Source organism: Nonomuraea sp. PA05 (genome assembly GCF_008086045.1).
Classification (GTDB): domain Bacteria; phylum Actinomycetota; class Actinomycetes; order Streptosporangiales; family Streptosporangiaceae; genus Nonomuraea; species Nonomuraea monospora.
In genome coordinates, this window is the sequence record NZ_VSEY01000050.1 from 44213 (window position 1) to 58219 (window position 14007).

The 14007-nt window shown below is 69.3% G+C and carries 16 protein-coding genes; 5 read left to right on the top strand and 11 right to left on the bottom strand.

Annotated elements, in window-relative coordinates; translation table 11 throughout:
* Position 1: 1 nt before the first annotated feature.
* Positions 2 to 763, bottom strand: a complete 762-nt coding sequence (locus tag FXF51_RS50775; RefSeq protein WP_148442035.1) for a hypothetical protein — start codon at positions 761 to 763, stop codon at positions 2 to 4.
* Between FXF51_RS50775 and FXF51_RS50780 the strand changes: the two genes are divergently transcribed.
* The gene (locus FXF51_RS50780; protein WP_148442036.1) at positions 762 to 980 is read left to right on the top strand and encodes a hypothetical protein; all 219 of its coding nucleotides are present in this window, start codon (positions 762 to 764) and stop codon (positions 978 to 980) included. The two genes, FXF51_RS50775 and FXF51_RS50780, sit on opposite strands and share 2 nt — an antisense overlap.
* A 487-nt stretch (positions 981 to 1467) precedes the next feature.
* Here FXF51_RS50780 and FXF51_RS50785 read toward each other — a convergent pair whose 3' ends face one another.
* Together FXF51_RS50785 and FXF51_RS50790 are read right to left on the bottom strand one after the other, a co-directional pair.
* Positions 1468 to 2268, bottom strand: coding sequence for a class F sortase (locus FXF51_RS50785; protein WP_148442037.1), 801 nt, complete (start codon positions 2266 to 2268; stop codon positions 1468 to 1470).
* Positions 2268 to 3539 (bottom strand): hypothetical protein, encoded by a 1272-nt coding sequence (locus FXF51_RS50790; protein WP_148442038.1) that lies wholly within the window; start codon positions 3537 to 3539, stop codon positions 2268 to 2270. The genes FXF51_RS50785 and FXF51_RS50790 overlap by 1 nt, the downstream gene beginning before the upstream one ends.
* A 278-nt stretch (positions 3540 to 3817) precedes the next feature.
* Here FXF51_RS50790 and FXF51_RS50795 point away from each other — a divergent pair, with 278 nt between their 5' ends.
* Positions 3818 to 4963, top strand: coding sequence for an acyl-CoA dehydrogenase family protein (locus tag FXF51_RS50795; RefSeq protein ID WP_148442039.1), 1146 nt, complete (start codon positions 3818 to 3820; stop codon positions 4961 to 4963).
* Between the two features lie 19 nt (positions 4964 to 4982).
* Here FXF51_RS50795 and FXF51_RS63245 read toward each other — a convergent pair whose 3' ends face one another.
* Positions 4983 to 5960: a DUF664 domain-containing protein gene (locus FXF51_RS63245; RefSeq protein ID WP_262380428.1), complete on the bottom strand. Its 978-nt coding sequence runs from the start codon at positions 5958 to 5960 to the stop codon at positions 4983 to 4985.
* Between the two features lie 223 nt (positions 5961 to 6183).
* On the opposite strand from FXF51_RS63245, the gene FXF51_RS61405 reads away from it, so the two are divergent.
* Complete coding sequence (locus tag FXF51_RS61405) at positions 6184 to 6345, top strand: hypothetical protein (RefSeq protein WP_187415020.1); 162 nt, start codon at positions 6184 to 6186, stop codon at positions 6343 to 6345.
* On the opposite strand, the gene FXF51_RS63250 is transcribed toward FXF51_RS61405, so the two are convergent.
* Genes FXF51_RS63250 through FXF51_RS50820 form a run of 3 tightly spaced genes read right to left on the bottom strand, consistent with a single transcriptional unit; the run spans position 6342 to position 7493 of the window.
* Positions 6342 to 6638 carry a PQQ-dependent sugar dehydrogenase gene (locus FXF51_RS63250; protein ID WP_316247678.1) on the bottom strand — a complete coding sequence of 99 codons (297 nt, stop codon included), beginning with the start codon at positions 6636 to 6638 and terminating at the stop codon, positions 6342 to 6344. The two genes, FXF51_RS61405 and FXF51_RS63250, sit on opposite strands and share 4 nt — an antisense overlap.
* The gene (locus FXF51_RS63255) at positions 6619 to 6756 is read right to left on the bottom strand and encodes an SDR family NAD(P)-dependent oxidoreductase (protein WP_262380429.1); all 138 of its coding nucleotides are present in this window, start codon (positions 6754 to 6756) and stop codon (positions 6619 to 6621) included. The genes FXF51_RS63250 and FXF51_RS63255 overlap by 20 nt, the downstream gene beginning before the upstream one ends.
* The gene (locus FXF51_RS50820; RefSeq protein WP_148442040.1) at positions 6756 to 7493 is read right to left on the bottom strand and encodes an SDR family oxidoreductase; all 738 of its coding nucleotides are present in this window, start codon (positions 7491 to 7493) and stop codon (positions 6756 to 6758) included. The genes FXF51_RS63255 and FXF51_RS50820 overlap by 1 nt, the downstream gene beginning before the upstream one ends.
* 56 nt (positions 7494 to 7549) lie before the next feature.
* Here FXF51_RS50820 and FXF51_RS50825 point away from each other — a divergent pair, with 56 nt between their 5' ends.
* Positions 7550 to 8176: a TetR/AcrR family transcriptional regulator gene (locus FXF51_RS50825; RefSeq protein WP_148442041.1), complete on the top strand. Its 627-nt coding sequence runs from the start codon at positions 7550 to 7552 to the stop codon at positions 8174 to 8176.
* A 10-nt stretch (positions 8177 to 8186) separates the two neighbouring features.
* Here the strand turns inward: FXF51_RS50825 and FXF51_RS50830 are convergent, their stop codons facing one another.
* The 3 genes from FXF51_RS50830 to FXF51_RS50840 form a co-directional block, all read right to left on the bottom strand.
* Positions 8187 to 8942 carry an alpha/beta fold hydrolase gene (locus FXF51_RS50830; protein ID WP_148442042.1) on the bottom strand — a complete coding sequence of 252 codons (756 nt, stop codon included), beginning with the start codon at positions 8940 to 8942 and terminating at the stop codon, positions 8187 to 8189.
* A gap of 17 nt (positions 8943 to 8959) precedes the next feature.
* Positions 8960 to 11182 (bottom strand): SpoIIE family protein phosphatase, encoded by a 2223-nt coding sequence (locus tag FXF51_RS50835; RefSeq protein WP_148442043.1) that lies wholly within the window; start codon positions 11180 to 11182, stop codon positions 8960 to 8962.
* 123 nt (positions 11183 to 11305) lie between these two features.
* Positions 11306 to 12010, bottom strand: coding sequence for a metal-dependent transcriptional regulator (locus FXF51_RS50840; protein ID WP_148442044.1), 705 nt, complete (start codon positions 12008 to 12010; stop codon positions 11306 to 11308).
* A 99-nt stretch (positions 12011 to 12109) separates the two neighbouring features.
* Here FXF51_RS50840 and FXF51_RS50845 point away from each other — a divergent pair, with 99 nt between their 5' ends.
* The gene (locus tag FXF51_RS50845) at positions 12110 to 12727 is read left to right on the top strand and encodes a UdgX family uracil-DNA binding protein (protein WP_148442045.1); all 618 of its coding nucleotides are present in this window, start codon (positions 12110 to 12112) and stop codon (positions 12725 to 12727) included.
* 3 nt (positions 12728 to 12730) lie between these two features.
* Here FXF51_RS50845 and FXF51_RS50850 read toward each other — a convergent pair whose 3' ends face one another.
* The gene (locus FXF51_RS50850; protein WP_148442046.1) at positions 12731 to 14002 is read right to left on the bottom strand and encodes an MFS transporter; all 1272 of its coding nucleotides are present in this window, start codon (positions 14000 to 14002) and stop codon (positions 12731 to 12733) included.
* Between the last annotated feature and the right edge of the window lie 5 nt (positions 14003 to 14007).

Genomic DNA, 14007 nt, shown 5'->3' on the forward strand with positions numbered 1-14007 from the left:
GTCAGCCCTTGATCGAACGACGTCGCATCATCAACCCGCCTGCCGCGGCCGCGCCTACCAGGACTGTGCCGGTGAGGATGAACATCCGGCCGTCAGGGCCCATCGTGCCACCGGCACCGGTGTCCGCGCCCGCCTTCGGGGTTGTGGACTTCCTCGTGGTGCTGCTGGTGGGGGTGATCGTCACCGTGGAGGTGCGGGTGGTGGTGGGGCGGGGGGTGGTCGTCGTGGGGGTGGGGCTGGGGCTCGGGCTGGTCGAGCCGTTGCCGACCGTGAAGGTGTACGCCTTCAGACCGGTGGTGGGGGCGGTGCACTTGAGCACGGGGCTGGTCGCGCTGGTGCCGAACGCCAGATCGCCCGCCGTCAGCGAGACGGTGCCCGTGGTCGTGGGCTTGACCTTGATGGTGATGCTGGGCAGCGTCGTGATGTCCGCGCCCGGCGTGATCGTGGTCGTGAACGAGCCTTCACCGGTCGCGGTGGCGGGGGCTCCGGCGCCGGTCGCCTTGATCGTGGCGAAGACCTTGCCGCCTGTGGTGGGCCAGGCGGCGGGGGCTACCAGCGGGTCGCCTGTGGTCTGGATTGTGCCTGTCCAGGTGATCGAGGCGTCGGCGTTGGCGGAGGCGGAGGTGGGAGGGGTCAGGACGACCTTGATGTCCACCTCTGCCTCGGTGGGGTAGTTCGTGTCTGTGGTGCCGGTGGGGACGTCGCAGACGTAGGCCACGACGTCGTCGTTGGTGCCGCCACCACCACCGGCCTGAACCGTCATGGAGAGGCCGGTCGCCGGTGTCGCCGACTTGTATGTGCACTCAGTGACGCTTGCCTGGCCACTGGTGGGCGTCGCAGTGATCTTGAAGCCCTTGGTGGTGTTCACGGTCCCGGGTGTGATCGTGACCGTGCCGCTGGCCGGCGCAGTCACCGTAGCCTCCGCTGTGGCAGGCGACGGCGTAAAGGCCGTTCCACCTGCGGTCATATTGCTGGTCTGAGTCTTCGTCAGCGTCGCAGGCGTGCCGCCGCCGCCGACCGTGAGGGTGCCTTCGAGCGCAATGGAAGTACCTGTGGCGAGCGTTGACGTAGCGGTCAAGGTCGTGGGCCAGGCCCACTTGATGGGGGCCGTCCCATTAGGCGCGATCGTGTCAGGCGCCGTAATCGTGACCTTGACACCGGTGGCCGCGAAGGAGCCACCCGTGCAGTCGTAGGTGACTTCCATCGTCTTGTCCGCCGCGGCCTGAGCCGGAGACGACAGAGCGAGGACCGAGCAAACAAAGAGGACCAGCGTACTAGCAAGCCCCAACGCGGTCGTATGGGCTAGGCGGCGCCCCACCTGGGACATAAGCACGGGTCCTTCTCCGTTTCAAAGCCAGCTCAACAGTCGTGCCAGAATTCCAGCCGTTGGTCACGGTTAGGTTGAGATCCTACGAACTGTCCCTGTCAACTTCCCGTAAACCGCCAAATCCACCCCAACTTTCCCCCTCACCCCTTCTTCTTAGACAACGTTGCGTACACAACTATGTTGTCCGTGTAGTGGTGAGTCGTCTTGTTATAGACCCCACCGCAAGTGATAAGCCTGAGCTGAGAGTTGCTGGTGTTGCCGTACACCCGCTTCGTCGGGAACGAGTTCTTGCTCGCCTGCTCGATCCCGCTCACCGTGAACCGGGTGACCTTACCGTCCGACCGATACACGTAGATCTGGTCACCCTTAGCCAGCTCCCGCAGCCGATCGAAGACAGCGGGCCCCGACCGGGTGCTCACGTGACCGTTGACGATCGCCGGACCGGTCTCCCCAGGCACCGGCGACCCCTTGTACCAGCCCGTCTGATTGGGCTTGCTCAGCGGCGGCGTGCCGAGCACGCCCTTCTTGCTCACCGTGACGGCACCGATCGGCGCGTTCACCTTGATCTTGGGGATCTTGATCCGGGTCGGCTTCGGCGCGGTCTTGCCCGTCTTGGCCTTGGCCTTGGGGATCGACGGCACGACCGGGACGGCCGCCAGCGGGGGCGGCGCGTCCAGGCGGGCCGGGGTCAGCGGGACGTTCTTGCCACCCGGGCCGACCGTCGGCGGCAGGATGAACGCGCCCGCGTTCGACATCTCAAGCGTGGACGGCGCGCCCTGGGGTGCGGCGAGCGGCTTTCCCGAGCCGTCGTCCACGGGGGGCGGCGCCAGCGAGAGCAGGCTCACCATGACCAGGCCGATGCCGCCGAGCGAGCCGGCGATGAGCAGCCCGGGCAGCGCCCGCTGCGTCGGCGTCCTCTCCTCCTGCTGCTGCTCCTCCATCAGAGCGCTCCTCCCGCATGCTCGGCCTTGCGTCGCCGCAGCAGCAGCCCGCCACCCGCGGTGCCCATCACGAACGCCATCCCGCCGGCCAAGAGCGCGAACGGAGGTTTCTCCTCATCGGGCGCCACACCGGTCTCCACGCCGCCGCTGGGGGTGTTGGCCACTTGGGCGCGGTAGTACTTGGTGGCGGTGGGGCCGGTGCTCTTCGGGGTGACCGTTGCCGTGGTGGTGCTGGTGGACGTCGGCGTGACCACTCTGACCTGGTCGCCGCCGATGGTGCCGTCGTAGTCGTCGGACCCGTTGTCGCCCGTGCCCGGGTTGTCGTCCGGGTCATCGGTCGGCGGGTCGGTGGGCGGATCGGTGGGGTCGTCGGTGCCGGTGTCCGTCGGGGTCGGCGAGCCGGTGTCCGTGGGCGTGCTGCCCGGGATGGTCACGTCAATCGCGCCAGGGTCGTTCTGCATGGTGCAGGTGGTCTTGTCGTGCTCCGGCGGCTCGGGCACGTCGCTGATGAAGACCTGGAAGGCATCCAGGTAGGCGCGCTTGCTCTCGGTGTTGATGATCTCGATGGTGTGCGGGCCGTAGTCGAGCTGCGGCGACGTCCAGAGCACTTCCTGGCTCTTGGTGCCCGTCATGGGAGCGCCGCTGCCGTCCTTGCCCGGCTCGACCAGGCCGGAGGTGACTTCCTGACCGTCGATCTTCACCCGGATCTTGCTGAGGTCCTGCTCACGCCGGCCGATGTAGGACACCTTGGTGCCGAGGAACTCCAGCTTGGCGGTCGCGTCCAGCCCCTCGGTCCAGCGGATGTCCTTCTGGTAGTCGTCGTACGTCGCCGCGGTGTACACCCACTGCCAAGCCCCGGTGTACTGGATGTCCGTGGAGTCGTCGCTGTTGACCTTCACGTCGCCCTCGGCGGGCGTGAACTTCAGGCTCAGCCCGGCAGGCTCGAAGCGGATCTTGCCCGAGCGGTCGAGCGCCGCACCATCGGTCAGCCCCTCGGGAAGGTCGAGGTAGCTTCCCGGAACCAGCTGCCCTTGCGTCTTGTCCCCGCGAGGTTCAAGTTGACCGTTCCAGGCGCCGCTGGCCTTCACCACGCCCTGGAGGCTCAGGATGGAGCCCTCGGGGAAGAAGCCCGGCGAGCCGAATCGCTGCAGGCCCTTGTAGGACATGTCCCAGCGGACGTCCATGCGTCCGGCGCTGACCTGCGGCGTCATGCGCGCTTCCAGATCCACGCCGGTGCCGGCGATCCCGCCCGTGCATCGATACTTGATCACCAGCGAAGTGCCTGCCTGGCTGGGGATCGACGATGTCACGACGAACCCAGCAGATGCCGCCACGCCCAAGGATGCAGCGAATAACGCCCTGTGCCACCGTCTCACGGAGACTCCGATCCCCCACATACCAGACCGAGGGTAGATCTTAGAGTCGAAACACCGGCAACACATGCCGAAACCCGCTACTTCCGGCACTTGTGATGAACCCGTGTCCCCAGCCCCCACCGCCGGGTATACCTTCCGGTAACAGAATCCTGTTCTGCAAGCGGAGGCGACTGATGCAGCGAGACCTCTTCGACGACGAGCACCTCCTCTTCCAGGAGGCCGTGCGCGACTTCATGACCCGCGAGGTCGTCCCGCACCACCCCCAGTGGGAGAAGGACGGCATCGTCCCTCGCGAGGTCTGGAAGAAGGCCGGCGAGCTGGGCGTGTTCGGCTTCTCGGTGCCGGAGGAGTACGGCGGCTCGGGTGTGAAGGACTTCCGTTTCAACGCCGTGGTCGTCGAGGAGGTCATGCGCAACGGCGCCACCGGCCTGGGCTTCTCGCTGCACAACGACGTCATGGCCCCGTACGTCGTGGATCTCACGAACGACGAGCAGAAGCAGCGCTGGTTGCCCGGCTTCGCGTCCGGTGAGCTGATCACGGCGATCGCGATGAGCGAGCCCGGCGCGGGAAGCGACCTGCAGGGGATCAGGACCACCGCGATCCGCGAGGGCGACCACTACGTCGTCAACGGCCAGAAGACGTTCATCACGAACGGCATCAACGCCGACCTGGTCGTCGTGGTGGCCAAGACCGACCCGCAGGCGGGCGCGAGGGGCACCACGCTGGTCATGGTGGAGCGCGGTATGGATGGTTTCGTGCGCGGGCGGAACCTGGACAAGGTCGGGCTGAAGGCGCAGGACACGGCCGAGCTGTTCTTCGACAACGTACGCGTCCCCGTCGCCAACCGCCTCGGCCCCAAGGACGGCGAGGGCTTCTTCCAGCTCATGCACAACCTGCCGCAGGAACGCCTGTCGATCGCCGTGGCGGCCGTGGCCGCGGCGGAGGCGGTGCTGGAGCAGACCGTGGAGTACTGCAAGACCCGCCAGGCCTTCGGCCGCAACATCGGCTCGTTCCAGAACACCCGGTTCGTCCTGGCGGAGCTGGCCACCGAGACGGAGATCGCCCGCCACTACGTCGACAAGTGCATCCTGGCGCTGAACGCCGGGCAGCTCACGGCGGTGGACGCGGCCAAGGCGAAGTGGTGGACGACCGAGCTGCAGACCAAGGTGATCGACCGCTGCGTGCAGTTGCACGGCGGGTACGGGTACATGACCGAGTACCCCGTGGCCAAGGCGTGGCTCGACAGCCGGGTGCAGACGATCTACGGCGGCACCACCGAGATCATGAAGGAGATCATCGGCAGGTCGTTCGGGTTCTGATCCGCGAAGGGTGCGCCCGTCACAGGCCGATCGTCCCGTCGATCCGCTCGCGGAGCAGGTCCGCGTGCCCGTTGTGGCGGGCGTACTCCTCGATCAGGTGCATGAGCACCCAGCGCAGCGAGACGGTGCCGCGCCAGGCGTCATGCCCTTCGACGCCGAGATGGGCGGCCCCGGCCACGAACTCCTCCGCGAACGCCACCTCGCCCACCCACGCCCGCCAGGCCGCCTCGATCACCTCGGGGTCGGGCACGGCCCCGTCGAAGTCCCCGTCAGGGTCGGCCTCGGAGGAGAAGAGCGGCGGCGCCTGCTGCCCGGCCAGCACGCACCTGAACCAGCGCCGCTCCACATCGGCCAGATGCCGCACCAGCCCCAGCAACGACAGGGTGGAGGGCTCGACAGCGCGCCGGGCCACGTCCGTGTGCAGGCCTGAGCACTTCAGGCGCAGGGTCTCGCGCTGGTAGCTCAGCATTTCGAGCAGGAGCCGCCGTTCGTCGCCCGTCGCGGGGCCGGTGAAGCGGCGGTCTCCGGGCGCGGGGAAGAGGTCTCCTCTTCTGCCCGCGGCGGCTGAGGGCGAGGGCGGCGGCGAAGCGTGCAGTGGCAGGTGCTTGGTGAGGGCGGTGACGCGGTTGCGCGGGCCGAACACCGCGATCGCGACGTACTCGATCCCCTCGCCCGGTGTGGCGGCCAGCGCGGCCCGGTAGTCGTCGTAGTCGCGGGCCTGGCGGGCCACCTCGTTGAAGCCCACGGTCACCACGTCCTCCCGGCCGCCGGCCTTGTCGTGCAGCTCGCGAAGCTGCTCGGCCGTGGCGCTCAGCACGGGCACCGGGTGCGGGTCCAGCCCGGCGTGGACGCCGCCCGAGGCGTCCTTGTCGTCCTGCGGCGGCGGGCCGGCCAGCCGCCTGCCCAGGCTCAGGCCGAGCACGGCGGCGGCGTTCACGGCCCAGCCGTGGGGCAGGTCGGCGCGGACGACGACCACCAGTTTCGTGGGCAGGGCCATGGGGACACACTCCGATGCGCGTGCGAGCGGGGGACGTCCCAGAAGGTAGTCATCCGTACGCAGGTGGCCTGGCCTGTCCGAACGAACGGCTGGAATGCGGCCTCGCATGCCGACCTCGCCGGTCTGTTGTTCGGTGTACGCGGCGGCTTCCGGTCAGTCGGACGATAGTCCCGGGTGGGCCGGTTCCGCGCGGACGCCCCGGCCGGGCCGCATACTGGACGATATGGACAGCGGCCTGATCCTCCTGATTTTTCTGGCGTTGCTGTTCGCCTGGCTGCTCAACCGCGTGCGCCGGGCGATCCGCCTCGGGCCGATCGGTTATGCCGGTGTGGTGATCGTGTTCGTGCTGGTCATGTTGCTGCTCTGGGGCCAGACCAAGATCTAGGCGTTCACCTCGACGCGCAGTATGCGGTCATCGCCCGGACGCGGTGCGGTGCCGCCCCAGGTGGCGCGGTCGGTGTTCGAGGTGACGAGCCACAGCGCCCCGTCCGGAGCCACCTCCACGGTACGGATCCGCCCGTAGTCGCCGGCGAAGTGCTCGATGGGGTCGGTCACCGCGGCGGCGCAGTTGACGGGCAACTGCCAGAGGCGCCGGCCGCCCAGGGCGCCGATCCACAGCGACCCCTCGGCGTACGCGACGCCGGACGGGCTGGCCTCGTCAGGGTGGATGGTGGCGATCGGGCGCTCGCCCGTGGAACCCGCGCATCGTCGCGTAGACGGTGTGCCCCGCCGCGGCGAGGGTCTCGGCCGTGCGGCGTCCGATGCCGGTGGCCGCCCCAGTGATCACCGTGATCATCACGCCGCTCCGCCGTTGACGTACAGGACCTGGCCGTTCACCCAGCGCCCAGGCCCGGCCAGGAAGGCGACGGTCTCGGCGACGTCCTGCGGGGTGCCGAGCCGCTCCATCGGGTTCGACGCGGCGATCCGGTCGATCACCTCCTGGCTCTTGCCCTCGAAGAACAAGGGGGTGGCGGTGGGCCCGGGCGCGACGGCGTTGACCGTGATGTCCCGGCCGTGCAGCTCACGCGCCAGGATCAGCGTCAGCGCCTCGACGGCGCCCTTGGACGCGGCGTACGCGCCGTAGGCCGGCAGTTGCAGCCGGGTGACCGAGGTGGAGAAGTTGATGATCGCGCCTCCGTCGCGCACCCGCCGGGCGGCGAGCTGGTCGACGACGAACGTCCCGCGCACGTTGGTGCGCTGGACGCGGTCGAAGGTGTCGAGATCCATCTGCGCGATGGGGGCCAGCGGCATGATGCCCGCGGTGTGCACGACGACGTCGAGCCCGCCGAACTCGCGCTCGGCCAGGTCGAACGCGGCGGCCATGGCCGTCTCGTCCGCCACGTCCCCGCTCGCGACGACGGCCCGGCCGCCGGCGCGCCGCACCGCGTCCGCCGTGTCCTGGGCGCGTTCCTTGCCGCCTGAGTAGTGCACGACGACGGCGAAGCCGTCGGCGGCGAGACGTTCGGCGCTCGCCCTGCCGATGCCACCGGACGCGCCGGTGATGAGCGCGACCCGCTCCGCGTTGTCCGTCATGGCCTGACCTCCGATAAGATATGAACGATCCGTCCATATGAGAAGGTAGCACGGAAATGAACAATGTGTCCACAAATGAGGAGGCGGCCTCCGGCCGGCGCGGGCGAGGCCGCCGCCCGGCCGCGGAGGTGCGCGCCGCGGTGCTCGCGGCGGCCGGGCGCATCCTGCTGCGCGACGGCATGCAGGCGGTCACGTTCGACCGCGTCGCGATGGAGGCGGGGTCGAGCAAGACGACCCTTTACAAGTGGTGGCCGTCGCCGGGGGTGCTCGCGGCCGAGGCGTACTTCGCCCGCAGCGAGCGCGCGCTGGAGTTCCCTGACACCGGCGACCTGCGCGCCGACCTGATCAGCCAGCTCCGCGCGTTCGTCCGCTGGTTGAAGGACGACGGCGCGGACAAGCCCATGTCCGAGATCGTGGGCGCCGCCCAGATGGACCCGGTCCTTGCCCATGCCTGGTCGGAGAGCTACGCGCTCCCCCGGCGCGAGCTCGCCCGGCAACGGCTGCGGCGCGCCCAGGAGCAGGGCCAGCTACGCGCGGACGCGGACCTCGACATCATCGTGGACCAGCTCTGGGGCGCCTGCTACCACCGGCTGCTCGTGCTCCGGGTGCCCTTCGACGACTCGATCGTGGAACGCCTGGTGGACCACGCGCTCCACGGGTCGGCACCGGCCGCCGGACGCTGACGCGGCCGGCTCACGACCCCAGGATGACGCGCGCGATCAGCTCAGGATCGTCACTCATCGGCACGTGCCCGCACCCCTTCATCAGCTTCACCCGCTGCCCCGACCACCGAGCCGCCCGCACGGCCTGGCGGCGCAACAGCAACCGGTCGTGCTCGCCCCACGCGATGGTGATCGGCGACTTGGGCGGCGCCGGCGGCATGAGCCCGCCGAACGACTCCAGCGTCTCCTCGAAGCCGGGCGCCGCGCCCAGGGCCTGGGTGGCGGCCATCAGGGCGGTCGGGTCGAGCCTGGCGGGGCGGGCGACGAGGAGCCCGGCCGAGACCGTACGCACGTAGGGGTTCTCGAGTTGTTCGAGGGGCATGGAGCGGGCGGAGGCGCGCATGACGCGCAGCATCGCCTGGCAGTAGAGGAGCTCCGCGCGGGACCAGAAGGAGATCGGGGACAGCGCGGTGGCGGCGCGTACGACGCCACGTGAGGCCAGCTCCAGGGCGATGTAACCACCTAGGGAGTTACCGGCGACAAGAGGGTCGCGGATGGCGAGCCTGGCGCAGAACGACTCGATCGCGTCGGCCAGCGACTCGGCGGTGTACGGGACGCCGGGCGGCAGCTCGGGCGATACGCCGAAGCCGGGCAGGTCGACCGCGTACACGGTGTGCGCGGCGGCGAGCCGGTCGAGGACCGGCAGCCAGCCCTGCCAGTGGTGGCCGATGCCGTGGATGAGGATCAGTGGCGTGCCGGTGCCCCGGCGTTCGAAGGCCAGCTCCATGGCCGCCAGTGAATCACTCAGCGGCCACGGGTGGGAATCTCGAACCAGACGGCTTTGCCTTCCCTGGTGGGACGCGACCCCCAGCGCCTGGCGAGCTGGTCGACCAGGTAGAGGCCGCGCCCGCCCTCGTCGTTCTCGCCGGCGCTGCGGATGCGGGGCAGGCGCAGGTCCTGGTCGAAGACCTCGACCCAGACGGCCTCTTCGCCCCTGCGCAGGCGCAGCGTGAACTCCTTGTCGCCGACGACTTCGTCCTCGAAGCCCGGCATGTCCCAGGACTCCTCGAACGGCAGCGGCGGCCCCTCCACGACCAGCTCTCTGCGCGGCACCCCGGCGGTGGCGGCGTGCAGCACCACGTTGGTGACGACCTCGGAGACGAGCAGGCAGGCGAGCTCGGCACGCTCCTCGGGCACGTTCCAGCTCGCGAACGCCTCGGCGGCCATCCGGCGCGCCTCGCCGACCATGATGGGCTGGGCGGGGAACGTGCGGGACTCCACGTCGAGGTTCACGTCGCTTGAGCGGACCACGAGGATGGCCATGTCGTCGTCGATCTCGCCGGGCACCGCGACGGTCGCGGCGTCGGCGATGCGCTCGACCTCGGCGTCGGACATCTTGGCGAGCTTCTCGCAGAGCACGCCCAGCGTCTCGGCCTCGGTCGGCATCCGGCCGTCGCGGCCGGGGCGGCGGTCGACCAGGCCGTCGGTGTAGAGGAGCAGCGCCGCGCCCGGCGGCAGCGTACGCGTCTCCTCCTTGTAGACCAGGTCGGCGTGCAGGCCCTTGGCGCGCACCCCGAGCGGCTGGCCGACCTCCTCGATGTCGAGCTCCACGCACTGCCCGTCGACCAGCAGCAGCGGCGCGGCGTGGCCGGCGTTGGCGAAGGAGAGCTGGCGGGACCAGGCGTCGTAGACGAGGTACTGGCAGGTGACGATGGGCGGGACGCTGACGTCGGTGCCGTTGTCGTCCTGCTCGGGGGTGGCGATGATGCGGGTCCACTCGTCGAGCCTGGCCAGGATGTCGGCCGGCGACTTGTCGTCCTGGGCGAAGGCCCGCAGCGCGGCCCTGAGCTGGCCCATGATGGCGGCGGCCTTGGCGCCCCTGCCCTCGACGTCGCCGATGACGATGCCGACGCGGCCGGCGGACAGCGGGATGACGTCGTACCAGTCGCCGCCGACCTGGGTCTGGATGCCCTGCCCGTGGGAGGCGAGCGGGGCGGCCGGGTAGTAGCGCACGGCGATCTGCAGGCCGTCGAGCTGCGGAAGCGCCCGGGGCAGCAGGTACTTCTGGAACGACTCAGCCGTGTGACGCTCCTCCTCGAACAGCAGCGCGTTGTCGATCGCGAGCGCGACCCGGGTGGCGATGGCGCCGACGAAGTCGCGGTCGAAGGCGTCGTAGTGGGGGCTGCGGCGGTCGGTGAGGTTGGACAGCCCGAGGTACATCAGCCCGAGCGTCTCCCCCCGCACCAGCAGCGGCGCGACGATGGCGGAGGTCATGCCGATCTCGCCGCACAGGCGCGCGCTGTTCTCGTGGGGGGCGGGGCTGCGGTTGGTGGCGAAGTCCTCCACCAGGATCGTCTCCTGGCGGCGGAAGGCGGTGTCAGCGTAGTGGCCGGAGGGGTAGCGGATCTCCGCGCCCACCGGCTTCCATGTTCCCGACGGGGGCGTCCACCCCTGTACGTGCTGCGAGACCCTGCGGACGAGCCTGTCGCCCTCCATCAACTCGATGAAGCAGTGGTCGGCGAACTGGGGGACGAGCATCTCGGCGACGCGCTTGAGCGTCTCCTCGACGTAGAGGGAGCCCGCCAGCCGCTCGCCGATGCGCTCCAGCAGCCCGAAGCGGTCCTTCTCCCGCTCGTTGCTGCGCAGCGCCTCACGGGCGGTGATGACGATCCCTGTCACCGCGCCCGAGGCTGGACGCAGCGGCACGGCCTGCGCACGCACATAGACGATCGTGCCGTCGCCGCGCCTGACGTCGAACGTGCCTTCCCAGACGCCGCCCTTGAGCACGTGCTTGGCGAGCTCGATCGCCATCGGGTGGTCCTTCTCCATGATCCCGAGGGACAGGACGGACGAGTCACGCGAAGGCGACTTACCCTGACGGCCGAAGAGTTTCTCGGCGAATGGATTCCAATAGAGGAGATTGCTGAAACGGTCGGTGACGACCACGGCCATTTCGGCGTGGTCGAGCACGGACCCGGCAGCAAGGTGATCAGCCGCTTCTTGTGACAGATCCCCCCATCGCTTCATCCGAAGACCACTCCTCGCAGTGGCTGGTATGCAAAGCGGACCACGGGCGCTCCTGCAACAGTCTTGGCCAGGGGAGAGTGGAGGGCCTCCCAGGAGGGATTCAACCAAGTAGTCGCGCGCGCGTCAGCGCTTGGAGACAAAAACGTGCGCGGCGACATCGCGCGGAAGCTCCGCGGGAGTATCCTTCGCGTCACCGTCACCTGTCACCCGTACACCGTCGTCGCTCGCCGCGAGCGTCACCTCGCGTCCGGGTTGTATCCCAACTTGCTTGAGTTTAAGCATCACAGCAGGATCGCTTTGCACTTGTTCGCTAATTCGACGCACGACTACCGGTGTGTCGCGTGTGCCGGCGAGGTCGCACATGGTCGTCAGCACGTCGTCAGCGCTCTCCACCGGCTCCCTGGCGCCCAGCTCGGCGAGCCCGGGAATGGGGTTGCCATGGGGACACACGGTCGGGTTGTCGAGCAGCGTCACCAGACGCGACTCCACGGACTCCGACATGACATGCTCCCAGCGGCACGCCTCGATGTGCACCTCTTCCCAAGGGAGGCCGATGACCTGCGTGAGCAGACACTCGGCGAGGCGGTGCTTGCGCATCACCCGCGTGGCGAGCGTGCGGCCGAGCTCCGTCATCGACAGGTGGCGGTCACCCTCGACGCGGACGAGCCCGTCGCGCTCCATGCGTGCCACGGTCTGGCTCACAGTGGGGCCGCTCTGCTGCAGGCGCTCGGCGATGCGCGCGCGCAGCGGGACGATGCCCTCTTCTTCAAGCTCGTAGATGGTACGGAGATACATCTCCGTGGTGTCGATCAAGCCGTGTGCGGTCAAGGCTCCTCCCAAGTGAATGGTATACGCCGGTCGTGGGACTGAGCCCGCCCGCTGCGGGCACAGGAGTCACAGGGAACCCTATTGGGAGAACGACCGACCATGGTTAAGGACGGCAACAATGGGGCGGCCGAGTTCCTTCCCGACCGTCTCGATCTTGACTCGCTGCGCACCGCGGCGGCCTGCTGCGAGGGCTGTGACCTGTACAGGAACGCCACGCGAACGGTGTTCGGGGAGGGCCCGCGGCAGGCGAGATTCATGCTCGTCGGCGAGCAGCCGGGAGACCAGGAGGACCGCCAGGGGCACCCGTTCGTGGGCCCGGCGGGGCGCATATTGGACAAGGGGTTGCAGGAGGCGGGAATCCAGCGAGACGACGTCTACCTCACGAACGCCGTCAAGCACTTCTCTTTCACGCCTCGGGGGAAAAGACGGATTCATCAGAAACCCACGGCTTCGGAGATAGACGCCTGCCGGCCTTGGCTCGACGCCGAACTGGCCGCGGTCCGGCCCGAGGTGGTCGTGGTGCTCGGGGCGACGGCCGCGCGGTCGCTGCTGGGGCGCTCGTTCAAGGTGACGCGGCATCGCGGTGAGGCGGTGCCGCTCGGTGATGCGCTGGCGGTGGCGACCATCCACCCGTCAGCGGTGCTGCGGGCGCCCGACAGGGACGCGGCGTACGCGGGCTTCCTGGCCGACCTCCAGGCGGCGGCCCGCGTCGCCTGAGCGTCAGCCCGGGGCGCGGTCCTTGAGAGGCACGGCGGACGAACCGGCCCGGTAGTTGCGGAAGCCCGCGACGGACAGCCCGACGACCAGCACGGTGACGGCACAGGCCAGCCCGCCGCCCACCCACGCCCCGGTCAGCCCGAACGCCGTGGCCGTGGCTCCGGCCCGCAGGTCGCCCAGGCGCGGCCCGCCCGCCACGACCACCATGAACGCCCCCTGCATCCGCCCCCGCATCTCGTCGGGCGCGTAGAGCTGGAGTATCGACTGCCGCCACACCGACGAGATCACGTCCGCCACCCCGCCGATGGCCATGAACAGCACCAGCAGCCACAGATCGTGGACGAGCCCGGCGGCGGCCACGGCCAGCCCCCACACGGCGATGACGATCGACAGCGCCACCCCCTGCCGCGAGACCCGGCCCACCCACCCCGAGAACAGGGCGCCGGCCACGGCGCCGATGGCCATGGCCGAGTTCATCCAGCCGAGAGCGAGCAGGTCACCGCCGAAGCGCTCGGCGGTCAGCTCGGGGAAGAGCGCCCGTGGCATGGCGAACACCATCGCGATGATGTCCACGACGAACGACATCAGCAGCACGGGGGTCCTGACGATGAAGCTGAGCCCGTCCAGGACGGCCCTGGCCCCCGGACGTTGCACCTCGCCCAGCGGAGGCAGTGAGGGCAGTCTGAGCGCCGCGTAGAGGTTCGCGGTGAACAGGACGGCGTCCACCGCGTACGCCCACGCGAACCCGCCGTACGACATCGCCACCCCGCCGACCATCGGCCCGAGGACCGCGCCCATGCTGTAGACGAGCGAGTTGAGCGCGTTCGCCGACGGGACGAGCTCCGCGTCGAGGATCCTGGGGATGATCGCGCCCCTGGTCGGCCCGGTGATGGCGAAGCCGGTGGAGTTCAGCGCGACCGCGAGGAAGATCAGATAGACGTTGTTCAGCCCGAGCAGCGCCTGGACGAGGATGAACAGCGTGGCGGCCCAGGCGATCAGCGAGCCGACGATGAGCAGCTTGCGCCGGTCGACGGCGTCGGCGACGGCGCCGCCCCACAGGCCGAAGACGATCAGCGGGATCAGGTTGGCGATGCCGATCAGGCCGACGTAGAACGACGACCCGGTGATCTCGTAGACCTGCTGCCCGACCGCCACGACGGTCACGCCGACGCCGACGTGCGACACTGCCTGGCCCAGCCAGATCCGCCGGTACGCGGGAACGCCCAGCGGCCGGGTGTCTACGAGATGACGCTTGACCAGATCCCCGAATGCCACTTAAC